Source organism: Natronorubrum tibetense GA33, assembly GCF_000383975.1.
Taxonomy (GTDB): Archaea; Halobacteriota; Halobacteria; order Halobacteriales; family Natrialbaceae; genus Natronorubrum; species Natronorubrum tibetense.
Map to the genome: position 1 here is coordinate 1,420,410 of NZ_KB913017.1, position 23,013 is coordinate 1,443,422.

Annotated in this window: 19 protein-coding genes; 11 read left to right on the forward strand and 8 right to left on the reverse strand. The window is 61.6% G+C overall.

Annotation, left to right across the window (positions count from 1 at the left end):
* Position 1 precedes the first annotated feature (1 nt).
* The gene (locus NATTI_RS0107390; protein ID WP_006092894.1) at positions 2-757 is read right to left on the reverse strand and encodes a PHP-associated domain-containing protein; all 756 of its coding nucleotides are present in this window, start codon (positions 755-757) and stop codon (positions 2-4) included.
* 1,724 nt (positions 758-2,481) lie between these two features.
* Here NATTI_RS0107390 and NATTI_RS0107405 point away from each other — a divergent pair.
* Both NATTI_RS0107405 and NATTI_RS0107410 read left to right on the forward strand, forming a co-directional pair.
* Positions 2,482-2,799 (forward strand): DUF5783 family protein, encoded by a 318-nt coding sequence (locus NATTI_RS0107405; protein ID WP_006092892.1) that lies wholly within the window; start codon positions 2,482-2,484, stop codon positions 2,797-2,799.
* An 83-nt stretch (positions 2,800-2,882) separates the two neighbouring features.
* Complete coding sequence (locus NATTI_RS0107410; RefSeq protein WP_006092891.1) at positions 2,883-3,245, forward strand: NifU family protein; 363 nt, start codon at positions 2,883-2,885, stop codon at positions 3,243-3,245.
* Between the two features lie 179 nt (positions 3,246-3,424).
* Here the strand turns inward: NATTI_RS0107410 and NATTI_RS0107415 are convergent, their stop codons facing one another.
* Both NATTI_RS0107415 and NATTI_RS0107420 read right to left on the reverse strand, forming a co-directional pair.
* A complete protein-coding gene (locus tag NATTI_RS0107415) occupies positions 3,425-4,330 on the reverse strand; it encodes a ketopantoate reductase family protein (protein ID WP_006092890.1) in 906 nt (301 codons plus the stop codon).
* Between the two features lie 37 nt (positions 4,331-4,367).
* Entirely contained in the window at positions 4,368-4,667 is a 300-nt protein-coding gene (locus NATTI_RS0107420) for a DUF7130 family rubredoxin-like protein (RefSeq protein WP_006092889.1), read from the reverse strand.
* 452 nt (positions 4,668-5,119) lie between these two features.
* Here NATTI_RS0107420 and NATTI_RS0107425 point away from each other — a divergent pair, with 452 nt between their 5' ends.
* Positions 5,120-6,028: an alpha/beta fold hydrolase gene (locus NATTI_RS0107425; RefSeq protein WP_006092888.1), complete on the forward strand. Its 909-nt coding sequence runs from the start codon at positions 5,120-5,122 to the stop codon at positions 6,026-6,028.
* 259 nt (positions 6,029-6,287) lie between these two features.
* Here NATTI_RS0107425 and NATTI_RS0107430 read toward each other — a convergent pair whose 3' ends face one another.
* Both NATTI_RS0107430 and NATTI_RS0107435 read right to left on the reverse strand, forming a co-directional pair.
* Complete coding sequence (locus tag NATTI_RS0107430; protein ID WP_019991719.1) at positions 6,288-9,938, reverse strand: DNA polymerase II large subunit; 3,651 nt, start codon at positions 9,936-9,938, stop codon at positions 6,288-6,290.
* A 1-nt stretch (position 9,939) separates the two neighbouring features.
* Positions 9,940-10,359, reverse strand: coding sequence for a PPC domain-containing DNA-binding protein (locus tag NATTI_RS0107435; RefSeq protein WP_006092885.1), 420 nt, complete (start codon positions 10,357-10,359; stop codon positions 9,940-9,942).
* Positions 10,360-10,723: 364 nt separating this feature from the next.
* On the opposite strand from NATTI_RS0107435, the gene NATTI_RS0107440 reads away from it, so the two are divergent.
* The 6 genes from NATTI_RS0107440 (at position 10,724) to NATTI_RS26450 (ending at position 17,408) form a co-directional block, all read left to right on the forward strand.
* Positions 10,724-12,322 carry an ABC transporter substrate-binding protein gene (locus tag NATTI_RS0107440; protein ID WP_006092884.1) on the forward strand — a complete coding sequence of 533 codons (1,599 nt, stop codon included), beginning with the start codon at positions 10,724-10,726 and terminating at the stop codon, positions 12,320-12,322.
* A gap of 93 nt (positions 12,323-12,415) precedes the next feature.
* Complete coding sequence (locus NATTI_RS0107445) at positions 12,416-13,414, forward strand: ABC transporter permease (protein ID WP_006092883.1); 999 nt, start codon at positions 12,416-12,418, stop codon at positions 13,412-13,414.
* Between the two features lie 20 nt (positions 13,415-13,434).
* The gene (locus tag NATTI_RS0107450; RefSeq protein WP_006092882.1) at positions 13,435-14,457 is read left to right on the forward strand and encodes an ABC transporter permease; all 1,023 of its coding nucleotides are present in this window, start codon (positions 13,435-13,437) and stop codon (positions 14,455-14,457) included.
* Between the two features lie 2 nt (positions 14,458-14,459).
* Positions 14,460-15,674: an ABC transporter ATP-binding protein gene (locus NATTI_RS0107455; RefSeq protein WP_006092881.1), complete on the forward strand. Its 1,215-nt coding sequence runs from the start codon at positions 14,460-14,462 to the stop codon at positions 15,672-15,674.
* Positions 15,671-17,026: an ABC transporter ATP-binding protein gene (locus NATTI_RS0107460; protein WP_006092880.1), complete on the forward strand. Its 1,356-nt coding sequence runs from the start codon at positions 15,671-15,673 to the stop codon at positions 17,024-17,026. Before NATTI_RS0107455 ends, NATTI_RS0107460 begins: the two co-directional genes overlap by 4 nt.
* Positions 17,027-17,252: 226 nt before the next feature.
* On the forward strand, positions 17,253-17,408 hold the full coding sequence (locus NATTI_RS26450) for a hypothetical protein (RefSeq protein ID WP_162832111.1): 156 nt from the start codon (positions 17,253-17,255) through the stop codon (positions 17,406-17,408).
* Between the two features lie 128 nt (positions 17,409-17,536).
* Here the strand turns inward: NATTI_RS26450 and NATTI_RS0107465 are convergent, their stop codons facing one another.
* The 3 genes from NATTI_RS0107465 to NATTI_RS26455 form a co-directional block, all read right to left on the reverse strand.
* Positions 17,537-18,043 (reverse strand): hypothetical protein, encoded by a 507-nt coding sequence (locus tag NATTI_RS0107465; protein ID WP_006092879.1) that lies wholly within the window; start codon positions 18,041-18,043, stop codon positions 17,537-17,539.
* 31 nt (positions 18,044-18,074) lie between these two features.
* Positions 18,075-18,620, reverse strand: a complete 546-nt coding sequence (locus NATTI_RS0107470) for a hypothetical protein (RefSeq protein ID WP_006092878.1) — start codon at positions 18,618-18,620, stop codon at positions 18,075-18,077.
* Positions 18,621-20,052: 1,432 nt separating this feature from the next.
* Positions 20,053-20,214, reverse strand: coding sequence for a DUF7556 family protein (locus NATTI_RS26455; protein WP_019991722.1), 162 nt, complete (start codon positions 20,212-20,214; stop codon positions 20,053-20,055).
* A gap of 131 nt (positions 20,215-20,345) precedes the next feature.
* Here NATTI_RS26455 and NATTI_RS0107485 point away from each other — a divergent pair, with 131 nt between their 5' ends.
* Positions 20,346-21,197, forward strand: coding sequence for a CBS domain-containing protein (locus NATTI_RS0107485; RefSeq protein ID WP_006092875.1), 852 nt, complete (start codon positions 20,346-20,348; stop codon positions 21,195-21,197).
* Positions 21,190-22,974 (forward strand): glycine--tRNA ligase, encoded by a 1,785-nt coding sequence (gene glyS / locus NATTI_RS0107490; RefSeq protein ID WP_006092874.1) that lies wholly within the window; start codon positions 21,190-21,192, stop codon positions 22,972-22,974. The genes NATTI_RS0107485 and glyS overlap by 8 nt, the downstream gene beginning before the upstream one ends.
* Positions 22,975-23,013: the final 39 nt, after the last annotated feature.

Here is a 23,013-nt window from a genome sequence, read left to right on the forward strand (position 1 = left end):
CCTATCCTGACCGCTCCATCGACGCCGGAACCGTCGGCACCAGCGGCGCACGTTTGGTCAACAGATACGTCGACTTGCGGACCGCCCCCTTGGCGTACTGAACCGTGCTCTTGTGGATCGGCGTGCGCTTGCCGCGGATTTGCGTTCGGCCCTCGAGAATGGCATCGACGAGTTCCTCGCCGTCGATGTCCGCCCTGGTCGGATTCTCGGAATCCGGTGTGACGAGTATTTCTGTGTAAGCCTTGCCGACGTTTGGGAGATAGTGAGCGTCGCTCGCGCCGATTTCCGGATAGTCGCGGCGGCGCGCGAACGTGCGAGCGCGACGGTTGCGGTAGCCGGTGAAGACCATCGAGTTGTAGGTCTCGATCGCATCGGCATCCTTGATCCGCCGTTTTCGGACGCCGTGGCGGCTTCGCTGGAAGGGGTGGGGGACGATCGCGATTCCGCCGAGTTCACGAACGGTTTGGACGGTCTCCATGAACGGTTGACCGGGGTCTGGACGTTCCTCGACACCGATCGCCAGCAGGTGGCCGTGCCTAGTCGAAACTTCGACGCCGGGGATGCCGATCAGGCCGTACTCCGGTGCGAGTTCGGCGGCCCGAATCGACTCGCTGATCTCGTCGTGATCAGTGATAACGACTCCGTCGAGACCGATATCGGCCGCCTGCTCGAGGATGAGTTCGATCGGTTCGTGGCCGTCGTACGAGTCGTCCGAATGAACGTGAAAGTCGATAGCAAAGGGAATCTGAGATATCATAGGACCATCGGGTGGCTTCCGTGTCTACGCATTCGTTGACGAGAGCATAAGCGCTCCGCCAGTGAGATCGTCGCCGGACGGGAGATTCAATATCGTACTATAGAGTTTATTGATTGATTACTCCGGAAGTTCGAGCAACCGCCGACAGAACCGCGAACTCGAGGTTCGCCGGATACACTCGGTCCAGACGACCCCATACGGTAGCCAGGCAATCAGCCTGAGACGGATGTCGACAGCACACTCGAGCCACCCGCTCGAGGAGAGCTCCACGAAAAACCGCGAATTCGAACGGGTCGCAACCGTTTGACCCCACCCTAATCGAGTGGGGTCCCCTCCCAAACCGATCGATCGCGTTGTGACACGCGAGTACCGAACGAAGAGTGACCGCGGTGTATCCTCGCGTGCGCGAAAAACGCGTTCGAACCACACAGCAGTACCCCACGCGAGGGAGAAGCAAATACGGCCGCCGAGCCAACAGCCAGGTCCGGTGTTCTGTGAAACGACGTCGTTTCGCAGCGTTCATGCTCGAGGGGCCAGCGACAGGACGAGAAGACATGGTCAAACGGAGGGTGTGGCGAAGCACGATATGTCTCGTCGTCGTTCGAGAGAGGAGCTCCGCATGACGAGGATTTCTCGTCTGGCACACAGGATGTACGTTTCGCAGAACGCCGAGCTACTGACCACGTCGAGCGACTGGACTCGAAACGATCGTGACGAGACTGACTATGTACCGCCGCATTCGACCTTCCACGAATACCGTCGACCCCCGAGGAAGGGATGCGTATTTTCGAATGTCACGATGTCCGCGTCGTAGCGAACAATAGCGATACTGTCGATCATGAATCCGTGGACACGACGTTGCAGGGTTCGGGGTTTCAACCCACTGTGACTGCCCAAACGCTAGGGTCGTTATCACGTACTGGTGACCGACAGGATGGCATCTGAGCCGCAACTTCGACGGTCCGCAATTCGTTACCGCCTCGTGGACAGCGAACCAGGGTAGTTACCGGATTCGCCTAGATCGGCGTCAGCGGTCGTCGAAGCACGCTACGGACTCGAGACAGCGTTGACTTGGGGATTATATATCACACTATGCTATATTGAATTGGTCGAATTCGCTAACGGCGGCCACGAACCAGTCACCTTGTCGGCGACTGACCATCCGGAACCACATCCGAGAACCGAACTCGATCGAGGACATCCTGTATCTCGACTGGGCCGCACAGTTCGTCGACGGATTCGTGGATGTGGTGCATACACTGAAGTACGCCCTCGACGGCCGCTCGGCGAGTCGAGACGTGCCCGATCGACTCGGCGATCGACTGATCGCCGAGCGAGTACTGGTATCGGAGTTCCCAGCATCGACTGAGTCCGAGTCCGGGGTGAGACCGAGTGGCCGCCGTTCGATCCGCGACGAGTTCGATCGGCGCCTGTCTGTGACGATACGCGAATTGGCCGTCGCAGAACGTCACGGCACCCCATCCCGGTGGTAGTTCTTCGCGTGGAATGGGGGGGCCATCCGGGGACATGTACCTCGTGAGGAGCGTCGCAGGAGTGTTGGTTCCGCTTGCGCACGCATCGTCCGTATGTAGGACACCCCTACCAGGGTAGTTGGTTGTCACGTTCCGGGAACGCGTCTCGCGTCGTCGAGATCAACTACTGGATCACGACACGGCTGTCGACCGATCGTCCGACTTTTGTCTCCGCTCACCCTCGGTTCGCGTATGGCTGACTTCGACCCCGAAAAATTCGAAGACAAGTACGCGAACTACTTTCCCGAACTCCAGCAGGCGTACAAGAACGCGTTCAACCGAATGAACGACAACTACGACTCCGAACTCGTCCACGCGATCGACCAGCAGGTGTTGAACGAGAGCGAACCGTTCTACGAGGGTGAGGGAGAGTTCCGTATCGAACTTCCCGACAACCCCCACGGGCGACTGTCGGGCGTTCTCGTCGATGAAGAGCGATTCGAGCAGGTCCTCGAGAAACACGTCGAAGAGATCGAAACCGAACTGCAGCGCGTTTTCGGATTCGCCTGATCGACCAGTCAGGATCGATAACGTGTTCCCAGACGAACATAGATGACGGAAGGTTTAGGGGCTCTCGTACCCAAGCGAATCGTATGAGTACCGAGACCCAGGACGGGGACGACCTCGAGGACCGCGTCGCGAACTTCCTGCGTCGGAACTTCCCGCAGATCCAGATGCACGGCGGTAGCGCGGCGATTCAGGACCTCGACCGCGAGACCGGCGAGGTCACCATCGCGCTCGGCGGCGCCTGCAGTGGCTGTGGCATCTCGCCGATGACGATTCAAGCGATCAAGAGCCGAATGGTCAAGGAAATTCCCGAAATCGAGCAAGTCAACGCCCACACCGGCATGGAGGGCGAAGCTGACATGGGCGGCGATGGCGGCATGAGTCCGTCGTTCCCCGGCGAAACCGTCGACGACGGCGACGCGGACGAAGGTCCCGAAGCCCCGTTCTAAGTTCTCGAGCGTTCGATCCGTTTGTTTTCGGTGGAATCACTACGACGTAGCCGCTGGTACAGTTTCGAACTGGCTTCGAACGACGACGAGCGTAACATCGTGGCCGAACAGCGCGACAGCCGGCCCTCGGTCGATCGCCGTCGGTTTCGTATCGCCGCATCTAGTATATCGACAGTCGATCAGCGAAGCCCGCGTCCTCGCTCCCACGTCCGAATCAGTGCCGTCAGAAGGCGGTTCGTCGGTGTCTCGAGCCCCAGTTCTGACCCTCGATCGACGACGAAGCCGTTGATCGCGTCGATCTCGGTGCGTCGCTCGGCGAGAACGTCCTGGTGCATAGAGGAGGTGTTAGCCGCGGTATCACCGGCAACGGACTCCATCACGTCGATAGCCACAGGGTTCGACAGCTCCACGTCGTCGGCGCGGGCGACTCGAGCCGTCTCGCGTGCGGCCGCGCGCGAAAGGTCGTTCGCCTCGTTCGCGAGGACGCTCCCGTTCTCGGTTCTGGTCAGCGCCGTCACGGCGTTGATTCCGGCGTTGACGGCGAGTTTCTCCCACAGGCGACGGGGCATGTCGTCGGCGACGGTGGTCTCGAGACCCGCCGCCGAAAACAGGTCGCCGATCCGGGTGGCTCGCGTCGATGAACCCCCGACTCGAGCACCGAGGACGACATCGCCGATACCGGTGCACTCGATCACGCCCGGTTCTCGCAGGAGCGCGCCGTAGGAGGCCGTTCCGGCGAGAACGGGTGACTCGAGGGCGGTGGCGAGCGTCTCCTCGTTTCCCATCCCGTTCTGGAGGGAGAGAACGGCGTCGTACGATCCCGTCGCGAGCGTCTCGGCGGCGGCCGCCGTATCGAACGATTTGACCGTGACGATCGCGAGGTCGGCCGTGAGGTTGCGACCGTCGGTCGTCGCACTGGGGGTGGTCGTGGCCTCGAGTTCACCGACGAGTTCGAGACCGCTCTCGCGCACGGCGCGCACGTGGGGGTCGCGCCCGACGAGCGTAACATCGTGTCGCGACTCGCGTGCGAGGGCCCCACCGACGAGACTGCCGAGGCTACCGGCTCCGAAGACCACGATCTCCATGTCGGAGGCTGGGGCCACCGCGATAAAAACGGTTGTCCTAATCCTCGGTCCAGTAGTAGAGATTCTCGCGTTCGGTCCCACAGGACGGACAGTTCTCCGGCAGGTCCTGGTCGAGTTCGTCCATCTCGCCGCACTCGAGACAACGCCACATCAGGTGTGCCTCGCCGAACTCGTGGCCCGATCGAACGTGGTCTACGCTCAGTCCCTCGAAGCCGTCACGGAGGGTGACGTAGAAGCCGTCCTCGTCGAAGCCGCGAATGTGGCCGACCTTCTCGCCGTCCTCGGTGTAGAGTTCGGTTCCGAAGCCGAGTCGCGGGGGGTCTGGTTCTGTGGCCATGTCAATAGCTCACGCTTCGAAGCGGTATAAAGCCGCCACGGTGTTCAAATCGACTGAATAGCGCTGTCTCGAGATTGTACCTGTATCGAGAACAAGAACATTGTGAACCGATAATCGATATACGAAATTGATCTCCACTACGTCTCGGTCGTGATGGTAGCATGCCAATATGGCTCACGGTAATAGAAAACAATATACATCCATAGTTCAGACTCACGGAGGATGATAGGCGACCGCACAACTGGGACGCGTGCCGATGCGCTTCCAGTCGAATCAGGGGGCGTTCAATTGGGACAACAGGAAATCGTACGGTCGAGGGATGGTGGACAGCCTACCGAACGGTCAACACTATTGAAAGCGGTGTATTCTACAGTTCGCACTACTGAGGAACCCGTCAGCTGCCCACCGGTTTTTGATATGTTAGCAGCCCCCAATACTCGTGTGATTCGAGTATGACGGGAACTGGCGTTACTACCGTTGGCGACTGCCGGATCGGCTACTGCCGAGCGGGGACGAGCGGCCCGCCCGTCGTCCTCTGTCACGGGGCGGGCATCGACGACGCGACGGTTTCCTGGCGACACGCCATTGACGCGCTCTCGGACGACTACCGCGTTTACGGCTTCGATTGGCCGGAGTACGGACGGAGTACGGGTGACGTAACGCACACCATCGAAACGTACGTCGACGTCCTCGAGGGGTTCATCGAGACGATTCCCGACGATCGAGTATCCCTCGCCGGCATCTCGATGGGCGGCGGGGCCGCACTCGGCTACGCGCTCGAGCACCCCGAGCGCGTCGAACAGTTGGCGCTCATCGACAGCTACGGGCTCGGTGGCCGACTCCCCAACGCGCTCCCCTGGAAGCTTCTCTCGCAGATCCCGGGAATGACCGAGTTCGGCAAGATCGCTGCCAGCGCCACTAGCGATAGCGTCCGCATGGTACTCGACAGTCTCGTCGCCGACTCGAGCGCGCTCCCCGACCCATTCGTCGAGGACGTCAGACAGAAACTGATGGAACCGGGCTCGATCCAGGCGTTCAAGCAGTTTCAGAACAACGAACTCTCGTTCAACGGCCGCGTCGCGACGAACTTCGTCGACGACCTCGACTCGCTTGCCGTGCCGACGCTGCTCGTCCACGGCAAGGAAGACCCCCTGGTCCCCGTCGAGTGGTCGGCCCGCGCGGCGCGTCGAATTCCGGATGCCGAGTTAGATCTGGTTAGAAACTGCGGCCACTGGACCCCTCGAGAGCGGCCGGAACGGTTCAACGAGAGCCTCCGAAACTGGCTGCCCGACTACCGACGCGTGCCGAAGCCGCGGTATCCGAAGGCGCAGATGCCCGGGGTTACTCGAGCGAGTTACTGATCGGTTTCGGCTACTGTTTTAGCGAAATGGCCGGGAGCATGGCTCGAGCAACGCGAGAGTCGTGCGACTCGGGGAAGGGCAGGTAGTCACCGATACCGACCGCGAGCGAGGCCAAAGGCTGAGCGAGCGGGCCGACGACTGATGTGAAGGGACGCTTTGTGTCCCGTAACGGAAAGAGGAGTGCTTTTGATGGAGCTTTTACCGAGGGACATCGCGGTCGCGGCGGTCGCGACCGCGATAGACCGCAGGGTAAAAGGTCCTACATGAAATCCTCGATCCCACTCTGCTTGTTCTTGTCGTTCTCGAAAATGCTCTCGAGGGCCTTCTCGAGCACCTCCAGGCGCTGTTTCGTGTAGTCTCGACAGTCGTACTCGTCGGCGACCTGAATCGCGGTCTGCATGTACTTGTTCACCGAGCCCTTGTGGACGGTGAGGTTGACGCGGCCGCCACACTCCCGGCAGTCCCCGGTCAGGGGCATCCGCCGGAACTTCTCGCCGCAGTCGAGACAGCGGGTCTCTTGCCGGGAAAACGCCCGGAGGTTCCCGATGAGGTCCGGCAGGAAGTGGTACTCGATGACCCGCTCGGCGACGTCGGTCTCGTCGACCGACTCGAGTTTGCGCGAGAGCTCGAGCTGGGCGTCCATCTTGTCCATCATCGAGCCGAGCGTCTTGTACGCCGAGAGATCCGGCCCCATCGCGATGTCGGTGGTGTCGTGGGTGTGCTCGAAGCCCGTGTACTCGTGGTCGGTTCCCAACGTGTCTTCGCCCATCTGGATCTCGACCGATTCGGGGTCGGCCTGCTCGAGGGTCGCGAGGTAGAACTCGCGGGGGTACTGCGAGACGATGTCCATGTTGTGGGCCTCGTCGTCGATTTCGGAGGGATCGATTCGGGAGGACATGACGAGAGGTGCGTCCATTTTTCCCCCTCTCTGGTCTGGCAGAAAACTGGTACTAAAGTTCAATAACCCGTCCATGAGCAGCATCACGCAATCTTCATCACCGTCACAATTACGGCGTTTAGCGGCGTGGAAGTACGGATGCGCGTATCCGACCGCCGCGCTCGTGAAACCAATCACCCTCCCGACAGTTGCCGCACTCGTGTGCGGTGCCATCCCGAAGACGAGTTCGCCGACGAGCTCCTGTCGGTCGTCGATCTCGTAGAACCGCTCGAGGCCGTAGTACTGCTCGAGTAAGTCGTCTATGAAGTCCGCGGTCTGCATCATGTGCTCGGCTGCGCCGTCCGAAAGGACGATATCCTGCACTTTGAGTTCGACTAGCTGGTCCTCGTGGGTCAGCGGGTCGCCGCGCATGTCCTCCTCGTAGCCGAGCGCCTGCAGTTGGCCGACATCGATGTCGAGTTCGGCGGCGCGAACCGACGTGACGGGCAGGTCGGTCATGTCGTAGCGGACGGTGCCGTCTTTGAACGTAGAGACATCGTGTTTGGCCCGCAGGATCCCCTTCTCGATGGGTTCGGGGACCTTCGTGTTCGAGGACAGCCCCTTGACACCTTTCAGGATCTCGAAGGCGTTTTCGCGCTCGCCGACCGACTCGAGGGCGTTGCGGTACTCCTCGTGGATGTCGACGTCGATGTTCTCGACGCAGGTGGCCTCGCGCTCGCAGTGGCCGCACTCGACGCGGCCGGCCTCATCGGGTTCGATCCGCTGATCGCAGTCGGGACAGCGGTAGTCGGGTTTCGTTCGGGCCTCACACTCCGGACAGCGGTTTTTGAACGTCTCCGTCTCGCAGTCCGGACAGCGGTTGCGGCCGATCTGGACCTCGACGACGCCGGGCGTATCGGACATCGTCTCGGCGTGTTTGGCCGCGTTGGCGACGTTGCGCTGTGCGCCGCCGGCCTCGCCGATCGGGAACAGCGTGTGGACCGGCGGACTCAGGTCCCGTCGCTCGGACTTTTCGGGCCGGCCCATCCGGTTGCCGATCCGCGTCGGTGCGCGTTCGCGGACTTCGAAGGGAGCGACCTCGTTGACCGCTTCGATCGCGTTGTCGCCCTCGGTCTCGTGGCCCCACGTCCGGGCGCGCTCGGAGAGGTCCCCGTCGCTCCAGGTGCGCTCGAGTTCGACGCTGGGCACCCCATCTTGCCCGTCGGCGTCGAGTGCGGCCCCGTCGGTGACGGCCTGTCTGGGTTCACACCCCAGCGTTCGGGCGAACGGCCGCCAGTCGTCGATCTCGATCCGATCCTCGTCCGGGCGCTGGCGGTGTTCGATGATGATCGTCTCGAGGGCCACCGCGGTCGACTCGCTGTACTCGATCACGAGCGTGCCGTCGCCGTCGGAGTCGTTCTCGACGCAGCCGTCGGCGACGGTCGTTGCGAGGTCACAAAACGTCTCGACCGAGATATCGTGCCAGAGGTAGGTGTATTGGGGATGCAGTGGCGCATCGTACTCTGTGGCCCACTCGAGGGCCTCGTCAGCGTCGGGGAATTCGAGGTCGATTCGGGGGTCGTCCTCGAGGGCTTGTGTGTCTGCACCGGCGTCCGCCATGTCCTGAATCCACCACTCGTAGACGTAGGAGGCCGGGGCGAGCGGATGGTTGTTCTCGACGAACTCGCCGTAGTTGACCAGATACTCGCCGGTGTCTAAGATCTTCTCGACGCCGTTTCTGATCTCGAGGGCCTCCTCGGGGTCGTCGATCCGCCGGACGTCACCGTTCGCCAGTTTAACCGTGGGACCGTCGATGCTGTCGACGGGGATAACGCCGTGGGCCTTCCCAGGTCGTTCGGTCTTGATCTGGGTGCCAGTCGCGAGGAAGTCGTCGACCAGATGCATCGTCGCGGGGTGAACCCCGCCGGTCGCAAAGCCGTGGTTTCGTGCACGGCCGTACCGAAGCCGAAAGCCGCCCTCCGCGCTGGGGTGGGAGAAGACCGGCCGGCCGGCGATCAGATCACGGAGGAACTTCGCCGACGGGTCGGCTCGCGGCGGGCCGGCCGATTCGTCGACCGCTTCGTCGTCGGCGTCGTCAGCGTTGCCGTCGCTCCCGTCTGTTTCCGCGTTCGATTCCGTCTCATCGCCGTCTCCGTCCGCACCGCCGTCGTCGGCCGTATCCCCCTCGTCGTCGGCGTAGTTGCCGTCGATCAGATCCTGCAGCCACGGCCAGTCGACCTCGTCCAAGTTCCGGGTGTAGCGCTGGATCTTCGGGGCCTTGAGCGCGATCCCCTCAGCCATGACGAGACACATCCCGCCGCGGGCGCTGTTGGTGTCGACGCGCTCGAGATCGCGAAAGCCCGAGACCTCCTCGTCGCCGGTAGCCTCCCCGTCGAGCATGATAGGGAGGTTCTTGGCGATGAACTTGGCCTCCTTCGCCTTCGGCGTGTACTGGAGGCCGGTCTCTTTGTCGTAGAGGGCGAGCTCCTCGGCGTAGCGTTCGATCTCGTCCTGGCGCGCACTGTACTGGTCGATGCCCACGAGCGCGCGCGTATAGTCTGCCACGAGCACGGAGAGCGCCTGTGCCGTTCCGCCCGCGGAGCGGATCGGGCCGGCGTAGTAGACGTTGACGAACTCGGTGCCGTCGTCGTTCGTGAGAATTTCGACCCGGTCGATCCCCTCGATGGGCGCGGCGACGACACCCTCGGTCAGCAGGGCGACCGCGGTCCGAACCGCTCCTTCGATCTTCCCCGCTTTCGTTTCGTAGTCGCCGACGCGGCCCTCCGCGAAATCCTTCGCGAGTTCGAGGGCGGCTTCCTCGCGGGACATCTCGCCCTCGAGTTCACGGACCCGTTCGGCGACGCCGTCGATCCCGAGGATGTTCTCGACGCGGTCGGCCATGTCCTTGGCGACCGGAATCTCGACCTCGGGTTCGGGATCCGCGCCGCGTTCTTTGGCACGCTCGGCGACGTCGAACGCCTCGTCTAGCTGGGACTCGAGTCGCTGGAAGTACCGGGTATCCTCCTCGCGCATGTCAGAGCCAGAGGTCGAGTTCGGTAGTCTCGTCGTACTCGCGTACCAGTTCGTCAGCGAAGACGCGCATGTAGAGTTCGCCCGCCCAGACCGTCGCCTCGTTCAAGTGACCCGCGAGGGCGTCGCCGTCGGGATCCGAGAGGACCGCGTGGGTGTGTGCGAACCGTTCGCCATCCAGCCAGGAGACGTTGCCGACGCAGCTAGCGACCTCGAGCGGCTCGTCGAACTCGACGGCCTCGTAGGTGCAGTCGTCCTGATCGTAAAACCAGACTTCGGCGTCCTGGACCGCACCGAGGGCCTGAAACCAGGCCGCATCGGCCTCGACCTCGTTCGCGAGCGACTCGATTTCGGCCCGCCAGTCGGCGCCGGTCTCGAGGCGGGCGACATACTCCGATTCCGTCTCGACCGCCCTGTAGTTCATACCGGATATCACTGGTGCTACGACAAAAATGTCACTGGTACACCGTCGGCGAACGTCAGTCGCTAGTGAGACGAACGGGTCCCGACGCGAACGCGTTCAAACGGTGTGTCGGTACTGTGTCGGATGGTGGCAGTGCCGAGTGGGGTGGCAGTACCGAGCAGCGTATCGGTATCACCACGAATGAACGGGTGAGTAAAGGAGTGATGAGGCGATTACATCAGCGTTCGGAAGCGTTCACTGGTGTAATAGTGATATCACGCGAGCAGAGATGTGTCGGGGACCGTATCCGTATGTATAGAGTAAAACCACCTTGTAAATCGTAGGTCCCTGCTACCAATGTACATAGACGTGAGAGAACAACGGGATGGTATCAGATCAGTTCACCGCCACGCGACGGCGGCTTCTCGCATCGGGTGCAGCGGTCAGTGCAGCGATGGTTGCAGGGTGCATCGGTGGGAACGGAGGACCGGGAGACGGTGGACTCCTGTACACGCAGGAGGTCAATCCGGAGGGTGACTTCGATCCGGTCGTGTCGAACGATGCCTACAGCGCACAGGTCATCCACCAGGTCTACGACGGGCTCTACGAATACGACTACGACCTCGAGCTCCAGCCGAAACTCGCCGTCGGCGAGCCCGAGGAAGAAGAAGACGGCGAACGATACATCATCGAGATCGTCGACGACGCGGAGTTCCACAACGGCGATCCCGTCACCGCCGAGGACGTCGCCCACTCGTTTACCGCACCCGTCGAAGAAGACACCGACAACCGGCCGGAGTACGACTTCATCGACGTCGACGGCACCGAAGCCATCGACGACCACACGGTACAGATCGATCTCGAGCACCCTTATGGACCGTTCGAAACGCTCACCGTGGCGACGTACGTCGTCAACGAGTCGGTCCGGACCGACGACCCTGACGAATACAACACGAACCCCGTCGGCTCCGGTCCCTTCACCTTCGAGGACTGGACCTCCGACGAGTACGTCGAACTCGAGGCCTGGGACGACTACTGGGGCGATCCCCAGCCCGAACTCGAGTCGGTCCGATTCGAGGCGGCCGAAGACGACGCGGGCCGGGTCTCACAGATTCTCGCGGGCGACACGGACGCGATCGCGACCGTCCCGCCGGAAGACTGGGACCAGATCGACGGCGAGGAGGGGATCGAGGTTCACCGGACCGAGAGCCCGTCGTACATGTACGTCGCGTTCAACTGTAACGAGGGGGAGACGACGGATGCCGACGTCCGTCGGGGGATCGCCCACGCGTTCTCGATGAGCGAGTTCGTCGACGCGAACCTGGGCGACAGCGGAACGCCGATCGCCTCCCCGATCCCGCCGATCGTCAACGAGATCTGGGACTTCCCGACGGACGAGTGGCAGGAAGCCTCGCCGGAGTACGATCCGGATCGGGCCGAGGAGTTACTCGAGGAGGGCCTGGACGATCCCGACGACTGGAATCCGACCATCATCGTCCCGCCGGACGACGTCCGCATCGCGCTTGGCGAACTGATCGCCTCGCGGCTGGACGAACTGGGCTACGACGCCGAGGTCCAGAGTCTGGACTTCGCGACGCTGACCGACACCTACATCTCCGGCGACGCGGACGACTACGAGATGTACATCCTCGGCTGGACGGGCGGTCCCGACCCGGACGTCTACCTCTACAACCTCTTCCACGAGGAGAACGCCGGCGTCACGCAAGGGCACTTCTACGAGGGGAGCGACGACTTCCACGATAACATCCTCGAGGCCCGACAGATACCCGATCAGGAGGAACGACGCGAGATTTACATGGACGTCATCGACGAGATCGTCGAGGAACTCCCGGCGATGGCCGCCTACTCCGAACACAACACGATCGCCACACAGGACTACGTCAACGACATGCAGCCACACCCGAACGTCTCGTACAACCCGGAGCTCGTCTCCGACGAGAACAACGTCAGCCTCGACGAGTGATCCTCGAGGCGACGTTTCGGGATCGGCACTGGCAGCGACCAGAGATAGATCACAGGACGATGTCGCGGACACCGTAATTGCAGAGACGAACACATGGGACTGCTCCGATACACGATTTACCGACTGATACAGGCGATTCCCGTCCTGATAGGGATTTCCGTGATCACGTTCGTGTTGGCGAACCTGGCACCGGGCGATCCCGTTCGGCTGATGTTACAGGGCCAGCAGGCCGACGAGGAACTCATCAGGACGATCGAACAGCGCTACGGGCTGGACCAGCCGCTACACGTTCGCTACTGGAACTACATGACCGGCCTCGTACAGGGCGATCTGGGCTACAGCATTCACCGCGACCGTCCGGTCACCGACCTGATGCTCGAGCGGACCGGTCCGACGCTCCTGCTCGTGCTGTCGGCGTACCTCTTCGCGATCCTCACGGCGATTCCGCTCGGCGTTATCGCGGCCAAGCGCCGAAACGAGCCGACCGACCACATCTCGCGGATCGTCGCGCTGATCGGCGTCAGCACGCCATCCTTCTGGATCGGCATCATGCTGATCATCGTCTTCGCGGTCAAACTCGGCGTCCTGCCGTCGGCGGGGCTGGTCTACCCGTGGCAACCGCCGGAAGCGGCCGGCCACGGCAGCTACCTCGAGCACTGGATCGAGACGATCAGACACCTGATACTGCCGATGATCGCGCTGGGAACGCTCCAGATGGCGACGCTCATGAGAGTCGAACGAACCCAGATGATCGAGTCGCTACAAGAGGAGTACGTCAAACTCGCTCGCGCGTACGGCGTGCCTGAGCGGACGATCCTCCGGAAACACGCCTTCCGGTCGGCCCAGCTTCCGATCATCACCATCATCGGTCTCAACCTGTCGACGGCCCTCGGCGGCGCCGTCCTGGTCGAGACCGTCTTCGCGATCAACGGGATCGGACGGCTGTTCATCGAGGCGATCCAGCAACTCGACTACCAGCTGATCATGGGGATCACGATGGTCCTCGGGTTCATGTTCGTCATCGGCGTCGTCATTACGGACATCTCCTACGCGTACATCGATCCGCGCGTGACCTACGGGGAGCGTGACTGACGATGGTAGGGACATAACACATGGCAACGACCGAATCACAACTCGATGACCAGCAACCGGGCGCCGCCGAAGGCGGATCGGCCGACGAGGAGGTCGAAGCGCGCGTCGGCTGGCGCTACACCCTGAAGAAAGTCAAGCGGGACGCGACCGCCCGAATCGGGCTCTACATCGTCGCGTTCGTCATCTTCATCGCGGCGTTCGCGGCGATCGATAGCAACCTCTCGCGGCTGACGTTTGGCGCGCTGTCGGACTACACCGCCGCGCAGGCGCTTCCGTTCTTCGACCACCCGACGCGGATCCCGCCGCCGGGCGAAGGGAACCCGAATCAGCCGCCGATGTTCCTCGACGGCGGGACGCTCTCCCAGCCGCTCGGGACCGATCCGCAGGGCCGTGACTACTTTACCCGCATCGTCTACGGCTCGCAGGTGTCGGTCAGCGTCGGGCTCGTGGCGACGGCGATCGGCCTGATCGGCGGGACGATCATCGGCTCGATCGCGGGCTACTACGGCGGCTGGGTGGACGACGTGCTGATGCGGTCGGTCGAAACGGTGTACGCGATTCCGCCGCTCGTGCTGATCATTGTCTTCACCGTCTTCGTCAGCGGCGGGAGTCCGGACATCCAGTACGCGGTGATCGGCGTCGGCATCGCCTTCATCCCGGTGTTCGCTCGGATTATCCGCAGTCGGGTGCTGTCCGTCCGGGAGATGGACTACATCGAGGCCGCCCGCGCTGCAGGGGTAAAGGATCGCAACATCATCCGCAGACACGTCATCCCGAACAGCTTCGCACCGGTGATGGTGTACGCAACGCTCCAGATCGGCGTCACGATCCTGATCGTCGCCGGCCTCTCCTTTCTCGGCTACGGCGCCCAGCCGCCGACACCCGACTGGGGAGAGATGCTTCGGATCGCCCACGGTCGGTACATGCACGCGAACATCTGGCTATCCATCTGGCCCGGCCTGGCGATCCTCGTGACCATTATGGGATTCAACCTGTTCGGCGACGGGCTACAGGACGCGCTCGATCCGCGGATCAAGAACTAACTATGAGCTCCGAACCACTCCTTCGCGTCGAGAACCTGAAGACACAGTTTTTCACCGAAACCGGGACCGTCCGAGCCGTCGACGGCATCTCCTTCGAAGTCAACGAGGGCGAGATCGTCGGGCTCGTCGGTGAGTCGGGCGCCGGGAAATCAGTCGCCTCGATGAGCCTCCTGCGGCTGATCGAAGAGCCCGGCGAGATCGTTGGGGGTGAGATCACCTACAAAGGTGAGACCATCTTCGGCCTCGAGGAAGGTCCCGACGGCGAACTCCGGGAGCGAGACGACATGCTTTCGCAGTCCGAGATGCGCGAGCGGATTCGCGGTCGAGAAATCGCGGTGATCTTCCAGGATCCGATGGAGTCGCTTAATCCCGTCTTTACCGTCGGGGGCCAGCTCCGGGAGTTCATCGAGATCAATCGCGACCTCTCGAAAGAAGAGGCGAAGACCGAAGCGATTCGGATGCTCCGCGAAGTCGGGATTCCGGACCCCGAAGACCGATACGAGGAGTATCCTCACCAGTTCTCGGGCGGGATGCGCCAGCGCGTGCTGATCGCGATGGCGCTGGCCTGCGAGCCGAATCTCATCATCGCCGACGAGCCGACGACCGCGCTGGACGTCACCGTCGAGGGCCAGATCCTCGATCTCGTCGACGACCTGCAGGACCGCTACGACACGAGCTTCATCTGGGTCACCCACGACATGGGCGTCGTCGCCGAGATCTGTGACCGAGTGAACGTGATGTATCTCGGCGAAATCATCGAACAGGCGCCGGTGGACGAACTGTTCTACGAGACCAAACATCCCTACACGGACGCCCTGCTCGACTCGATGCCCCGGCCCGACCGGACCGTCGGCGAACTCGACCCCATCGAGGGCGTGATGCCCGAGGCGATCAACCCGCCCTCCGGCTGTCGGTTCCACACCCGCTGTCGCGACGCGCGCGAGGTGTGTACCCGCGTTCATCCGGAGACGCTCGAGGTCGATCAGGCCGACGGCCACCCGCATCGGGCGGCCTGTGTGAAACACGACGTCTTCGATGTGGGCTACGAGGAGAGTGCGCCGCTCGAGACGGGTGAAGAGGCCGAGGGTCGAGTCGGCGAGACAGGGACAGAAGAGAACGCGGACGCCGGGTCAGCTGTCGAAGAAGAGCAAGCCTCGACGGATGGCGGAAGCAGACGTGATCGTGATTCGAGTGCCGGAGGTGACCAGCAGCGATGAGCACACCCGACGACCCCATCGGCTTCGGCGAGAGCGATATCGCCCACGGCGAGACGCTCCTCGAGGTCGACGGCCTGACGAAGCACTTCGCGGCCGACTCGGGGCTGCTCGCGGGGATCAACCTCGAGACCGATCGGTTCCCGCCGGTGAGCTTCGGCGTCGATCAGGTCGAGGCCGTCGACGACGTCACCTTCGAGATCAAGAAAGGGGAGACGCTGGGGCTGGTCGGCGAATCGGGCTGTGGGAAGAGTACGCTCGGGCGGACGATCCTGCGGCTGCTCGATCCGACCGACGGGACGATCAGCTTCAAGGGCGACGATCTGGCCGATCTGAGCGGCGAGGAACTGCGACAGAAGCGCTCGGAGATCCAGATGATCTTCCAGGATCCACAGTCCTCGCTGGATCCGCGGATGAAGGTGGGCCAGATCATCGAGGAGCCAATGGGTGCCCACGACATGTTCGACGACGAGGGTCGTGAGGCGCGCGCAAAGGAGTTGCTCGAGAAGGTCGGGCTCGATCCGCGCCACTACAACCGACACCCCCACGCCTTCTCGGGCGGCCAGCGCCAGCGGATCAACCTCGCGCGTGCGCTGTCGGTCGACCCCGATTTCGTCGTCTGTGACGAACCCGTCTCCGCACTCGACGTCTCCATTCAGGCCCAGGTAATGAACACGATGGAAGAACTCCAGGAGGAGTTCGGCCTCACCTACCTCTTCATCGCCCACGATCTCTCCGTGATTCGCCACATTTCGGATCGCGTCGCGGTGATGTATCTCGGTCACATCGTCGAACTCGCGGAGAAGGAAGAGCTGTTCGAAAACCCACAACACCCCTACACCAAGGCCTTGCTCGAGTCGATTCCGGTCCCCGATCCGCGACAGTCGGGGGTTCGGGGCGTCCTCGAGGGTGAGGTGCCGAGTCCGCAGAATCCGCCCTCCGGCTGTCGGTTCCGGACGCGCTGTCCGCGACTGATCGCCCCCGAGGAGTACGATATCGGCGACGAGGAGTGGTCGCACACTCGAGCGTTCATGCGCGCGGTCAAGCGACGGACGTTTGAGCCGATGCCGGCCGCCGAGATTCGCCGAGAGTTCTTCGACGGTGACGTGCCACGCGGCGGGGCCGGCGAGATCGTCAAAGACGCAATCGACCTGATCGCAACCGATCGAGAGGGTGGGGCCCGCGACCCTGACAGCGGTGACGATGACATCGAGGAGAACTGGGGGGAGGCCACCGACCTGCTGCTCGAGCGGTTCGCCGAACGGAGCATCTGTGCGCGCGAACGGCCGGCCTACGACCTCGAGTCCGAACACGGGTCGGGAACGCACTTCGCGGCGTGTCACCTGCACCGGTAATCGGGCCGGTTTCGAACGGCTCATTACCCGTTTTGTCTATTTTTTGGTACTTGTGGAATGACCACGTGACTCGAGCGTCCATGAGGAATATTCGGCACTTATCCGCATCGAGGGACTCTGAAGCACCCGTTAGTGATATAGTCGATCCTGTGGGCGCCGACAGTTGACTAACACAATCTTTCATCTCGGAAATACTTATATGCATGCCGCGTCTTTTTACTCTTGTATGAGTAAGATACTCGCCACCGTCACGGCAGGCACCCGACGAGTCGCAAAGGCGCGCCGAACGATCGAACACTCCCCGCAGTTCGGTGGAGATCAGGAGACGGACGGTTACAGCCCATCGGGACAGATTCCACCTGGTGGCTTCCTCACTGGGTGAGGACGAACCGATGTCCTCGACTCGCGGACGCATTCTTCCTTTTCCACTTCCCTCGACACCACGGAGCGACCGCTATGGATCGGCCGATAGTTCTCGTTGCCGGTTACCACTCGTTCGTGAATGCGATCTCACTCGAGCACCGACGCCGGATGCTTGAGATAGACGTCCTGCTCGACCACTCGCTGATAGACATCGTAGAGCGTCTCGACGGCCGTTTCGTCGGGCTCGAACCGAACGTGGGGCGCAGCATGATAGCCCCGACAGCTGACCAGGAAAAAGTACAGCGTTCGGTGGTGGTCCGGCGTCGCGTCGACCACGCCTAGCTGTCGCCCACCGAGGTCGTCCGAGAAGTCGTTGAGCAGCGCCGCGATGTCGTCCGCTAACTGTTCGTCCGGCCGGTACTGCGGGATGCCGAACGACTGCTGCATGAACGTCGTCGCCGCCTCGAGCATCGGATTCGAATCGATCCCGGTCGGATCGACAGCTCGAAACCGCTCGTACAGCGCGAGCAGCGTCGACAGCTCCTCGTGCGTGACCGCGATCGGTAAGACGGGGTCGCCGCGCGGGAGCGAGTAGTCCGGAAAGGCGTGCGAACTGGGGTTCGGCAGCCGGGCAAACACCTGCTCGAGGGACATGTGTGCGACTACGGCACACATACCCAAACGATTACTGGTGTCGGGAGCCGGACGACGAGCGCTCGAGTCGGATCGTCGTCGCGTCACTCGGCTGAAAGACGCCGTCTTCGGTCGCGACGAACGCCCGGAGTTCGTACTCGCCAGGGTCGGGAACGATCGATTCGTCCATCCCGCGGTCCGTCGTGCGCTCGAGGCGGCCATTCCAGGTGAACGTGACCTGTTTGCGCTCGCCGCCGCCGAACCGGAACTCGGAGGGGCGACTGCGGGTGTACCGGCGCTCGTCGCTGGCCTCGAGTTCGCCGTCGAACGTCCACCCCCAGCGGCGCTGTCGAGGCGTCGGGATCGAGACGGGCAGCGGAAAGCGATTCTCGAAGTCGACGGTGATCTCGACCGGCTCGTCGAGTTCGTAGACGTCGCGATCGGTGTCGATCGAGACCGCGATCGAACGCCGGGCGAGCGCCGTCGGTACGAGTGCAGTGAGGAACGTCGCTATGGTGTAGCGCGAGTCATCGGTCCGGAGGCCGAACTCGTCGTCCGCATCGGTCCCTCGCTCGTCTCGCGGTTGCGGACCGACCATCGGATGGCAGTCCAACGGTCATCCACTAAACAGTAGGGTCGGATGGCAGTTCGTGCGATAGGTCCGTCATAGTCGAACTTGTTCCGATCGCATGACCGCGCGCAAAATGGCGTTCAGTATATAGTAACAACTGAAACGATTTACACACTAATCGCACAGTCGTCGTGCGATCAGATGTGCATTGACTTTCAGTGGCTACTATAGGTCAAGCAGTCACCGAAACCGACATCTATCTATCCGAACTATGTCAAAAGCTGCCTGCTGAATATAGCGCGGCGTATCCGCGAGTACGGCCGGCAGAATCCCGACCTCCGAAAAGAGGAGTACGACGATGAAGACGGGACTGTCGACGGCCTGTGCTATCCGCTCGCGGAAGTCTACTGGCACGCGAAGGGCGGCACCGACTGCGACCTCGAGATTTACTGTCTGGTGTGGTCGGATGTCGACGACTCGCTCAAGGGCATCCACTGGTACCTGAAAGACACCGCCCGCGGTGCGTGGATCGACCTCGGGACCGATCCGACCAGGATGCCGTCCTCTACGCGATGGAATCCGAGTTTGTCGAAAAGTGCTTGGCCGAGGATCTCTATGGTGTGCTTAGCTAGCACCCAGTTGTCCCAAATAATATTTCTATACGATCATCACGTACCCATACTGTTATATTAGTACAATCGAGGTCAGTTTGTTCTGCAAGATCCGCTGTTGAGAGCCGTTCTGTTTCAAATGAAGGTACATTGGTCTCAATCACAAGCTCATCATTTGTGTCCATCCACGGTTCGGCGACTGCAACGCTATCAACCTCAGATCCGTTACGCGAATCGAGATTATACTCTCTATCATGCACGACCTCGTCATTCTTTTTTACCGTAAGTGAAACATCATGGCTATCATCGTCTCCGTTAATAATCTGTAATTCACCAATCGTAATTGGGTCCGGATTAGACTCTACACATCCAGTGAACGGTAATATAGCAGTTAGTATCCATCCTCGGCGTGTTATTGGTTGACTTTCTTTATTTATCATAGTGAAAGATATAACTTTAATATGCTAATTCCACTACACTCACATTAGTGTTATTCCTCTAACGGATCAAATTGTTCAATTTCCTCGGTAGTGGATTTCTTTTCAATATTGCCAATAGATAGTGGTGATTCAACGAAAATATAGTCAGAACATATCTATTCCCCACTAACTGTTCTTGTTATATTATATTTATCATATATTTTTATGTTAATATTATCTCTCTTTTCTTTAGTTGATGCATCAAGCGATCTTGCAGTAATTGATAGAAATTCTAGTGGTCAATAAGCACGTGTATACGCCGAATCTGAGGAGCTAACGCCGGTTCTATGTAGTACTGACTAGAGTTTACGATCGAAATCAGAGCAAAATCGGCGTCTCGAGTCGTCCGCTGTTTTTCCCCACCCCCAGTTATCGCCAGGCCGGAAGTGTCGGCGCGTCGTCTACCTGCATCGAAAGCCAGGCATCGTCGGCCGAGATATCGGCGATGACGTAGTCAGTACTCGAGCTGCTCGAGTCGATCGAACCGACGACGGTGTCGTCGGACGCCATGGCGTGGGGGTTCGTCGCCATGTATGAGAGTGTCTCCCACTCACATATAAACTCGTCGAATCGGACTATCTCGCCAGTCAACTGATCGGCACCCGCTATCGCGGGCGTACGAAACACTGGGTTTATACTCATTTTCGCCGTACTGTGGTGATATGAACGTAGCCGACGCCATGACACCCCGCGAGGACGTGGTCACCGTCGAACTCCCAGGCACCCGTTCGGACGTCCTGGAGTACCTACAGGAGCGGTCGTTCTCCTCCGTCCCGGTCGTCAAATCGACCGACGACGGCCTCGAGTACCGCGGACTCGTCTCGCGCGACGTGCTGATCGAACAGCCCGACGAGGACCAGCTCGTCATGCTGATGGACGAGGTGCCGACGACGACGGCCGACACCGCGCTCGAGGACGTCGCGCGACTGATGGTCGAGGAAGGCGCGCGTCGCGTCCCCGTGGTGGACGGCGAGTTCGAGGGGATCATTACGGTGACGGACGTGATCCACGCGATCGCGACGGGCGACCAGGAGACCGACGGCACGGTCGAGGGCTACGCGAGCGCGGACGTGAACACGAGCTACGAGGACGCGCCGCTGCCGGTCGCCGAGCGCGAACTGTACTACGCGAACGTTCCCTACACCGTCGCGCTGGACGAGGAGGGCAAGATGAGCGGCGTCCTCACGGAGGTCGACATCATCGACGTCGCTCGCATCGTTGAGGGCGAAGAGGAGACGGGCGACAACTTCCCGGACCAGGACTCGGAGTGGTCCTGGGAGGGGATCAAAGGCGTCGGAAGTCGCTACCTGCCCACGCGAGACATCGAGATCCCGAACGGCCCGGTCAATGAGTTCATGAGCGACGACGTGGTGACGGTGTCGGCACAGACCTCGGTTCAGGACGCCGCCCAACAGATGATCAGTAACGATATCGAACAGATTCCGATGCTCACGGGCGAGCAGTTGGTCGGCATCGTCTGTGACGTCGACCTTCTGGAGGCACTCTATGAGTGAACACGAACACGCAGAGACGACGGCGACGACGGACGAATCGACGAGCGAGCAACTGGTTGAACTGGCCAAGCGACGGGGCTACTTCTTCCAGTCTTCCGGCGCCTACGGCGGCGTCGGCGGCTTCTACACGTTCGGTCCCCAGGGCGCCTCGCTGAAGGGCAACGTCGAGGACGCCTGGCGCGACCGCTTCGCCGTCGCCGAGGGGAACATGGAAATCGACGCGCCGACGATCATGCCCGAACCCGTCTTCGAAGCCTCGGGCCACCTCGACGGCTTCGACGACATGCTCATCGAGTGTCCCGAGTGTGAGACGAGCAGCCGTGCAGACCACCTCGTCGAGGACAATACCGAGTACGAGGACGCTGAAAGTCTCCCGATTCCGGAGGTCGAGGAAATCATCGCGGAGTACGAACTCGCCTGTCCCGAGTGCGGCGCCGGGCTGGCCGACGTCGCCGTCGAGAACTTCAACCTCATGTTCGCGACCAACATTGGCCCCGGCGACTCCGACCCCGGCTACCTCCGCCCCGAGACCGCACAAGGCATCTTCGTCGAGTTCCCGCGACTCAAGGAGTACGCGCGGAATCAACTGCCGTTCGGCGTCACCCAGATCGGTCGGGCCTACCGCAACGAGATCAGCCCGCGGCGTTCGATCATCCGAACCCGCGAGTTCACACAGGCCGAACTCGAGTACTTCGTCGACCCCGAAGAGGACGAGCCGGATCTCGAGTCGGTCGCGGACGTCGAAGTCACGCTCTACCCGGCCAGCGAGCAGAATAAAGACGATGGCGACGAGATCGAGACGACCATCGGCGACGCCGTCGAAGAGGGCGTTATCTCGAGTCCGTGGGTCGCCTACTTCCTCGGCGTCGCGAAGCCGTGGTACGAGTCGGTCGGCGTCGACATGGACCGGTTCCGGTTCCGTCAGCACCTCTCGGGCGAGCGGGCCCACTACGCCAGCGACTGCTGGGACGCCGAAGGCGAGATCGACGGCAACTGGATCGAGCTGGCCGGCTTCGCTTACCGCGGCGACTACGACCTCTCGAAACACGCCGAGCACTCCGGCGACCGCTTTACCGTCTTCAAGCAGTACGACGAACCCAAGACCGTCGAACGAGCCACCGTCGATCCCGACATGAGCTATCTGGGGCCGGAGTTCGGCGGCGCGGCTCAGGACGTGGTCGAGGAACTCGAGTCCCTCGCCGGCCGCGACCGCACTGCGTTCGAGGGCGACACCGTCGCAATCGATCTCGACGGCGAAACACACGAACTCCCCGTCGAGAAGACCGGCTTCTCGGTCGACGAGGAGACGATCGCCGGCGAGCACATCGTCCCCCACGTCGTCGAACCTTCCTTCGGTGTGGATCGGCTGGTCTACACCGTGCTCCACCACGCCTACCGGGAGGACGAAGTCGACGGCGAGGAGCGAACGTATCTGGACCTCGAGCCGGAAGTCGCCCCGACGTTCGTGGGCGTCTTCCCGCTGCAGAACGACGCGGAACTCGAGGCCCAGGCGAACGAAGTCGTCGCCGACCTGCGCGCGGAAGGGCTGTCGGTCACCTACGACGACTCGGGCAACATCGGCCGGCGCTACCGCCGGCAGGACGAGGTCGGCACGCCGTTCTGCGTGACCGTAGACTACGAGACGGTCGAAGACGAAGAGACGACCGTGACGGTTCGCGAGCGAGACACGACCGACCAGAAGCGCCTGCCAGTCGAGGGTCTCGCGGAGACGCTAGCCGAGATTCGAGAGGGCGACCTCGAGTTCGACGAACTGTAGCGGTTCGGTTCAGTTTCTGCGCCCGATTCGGTTTCGAAA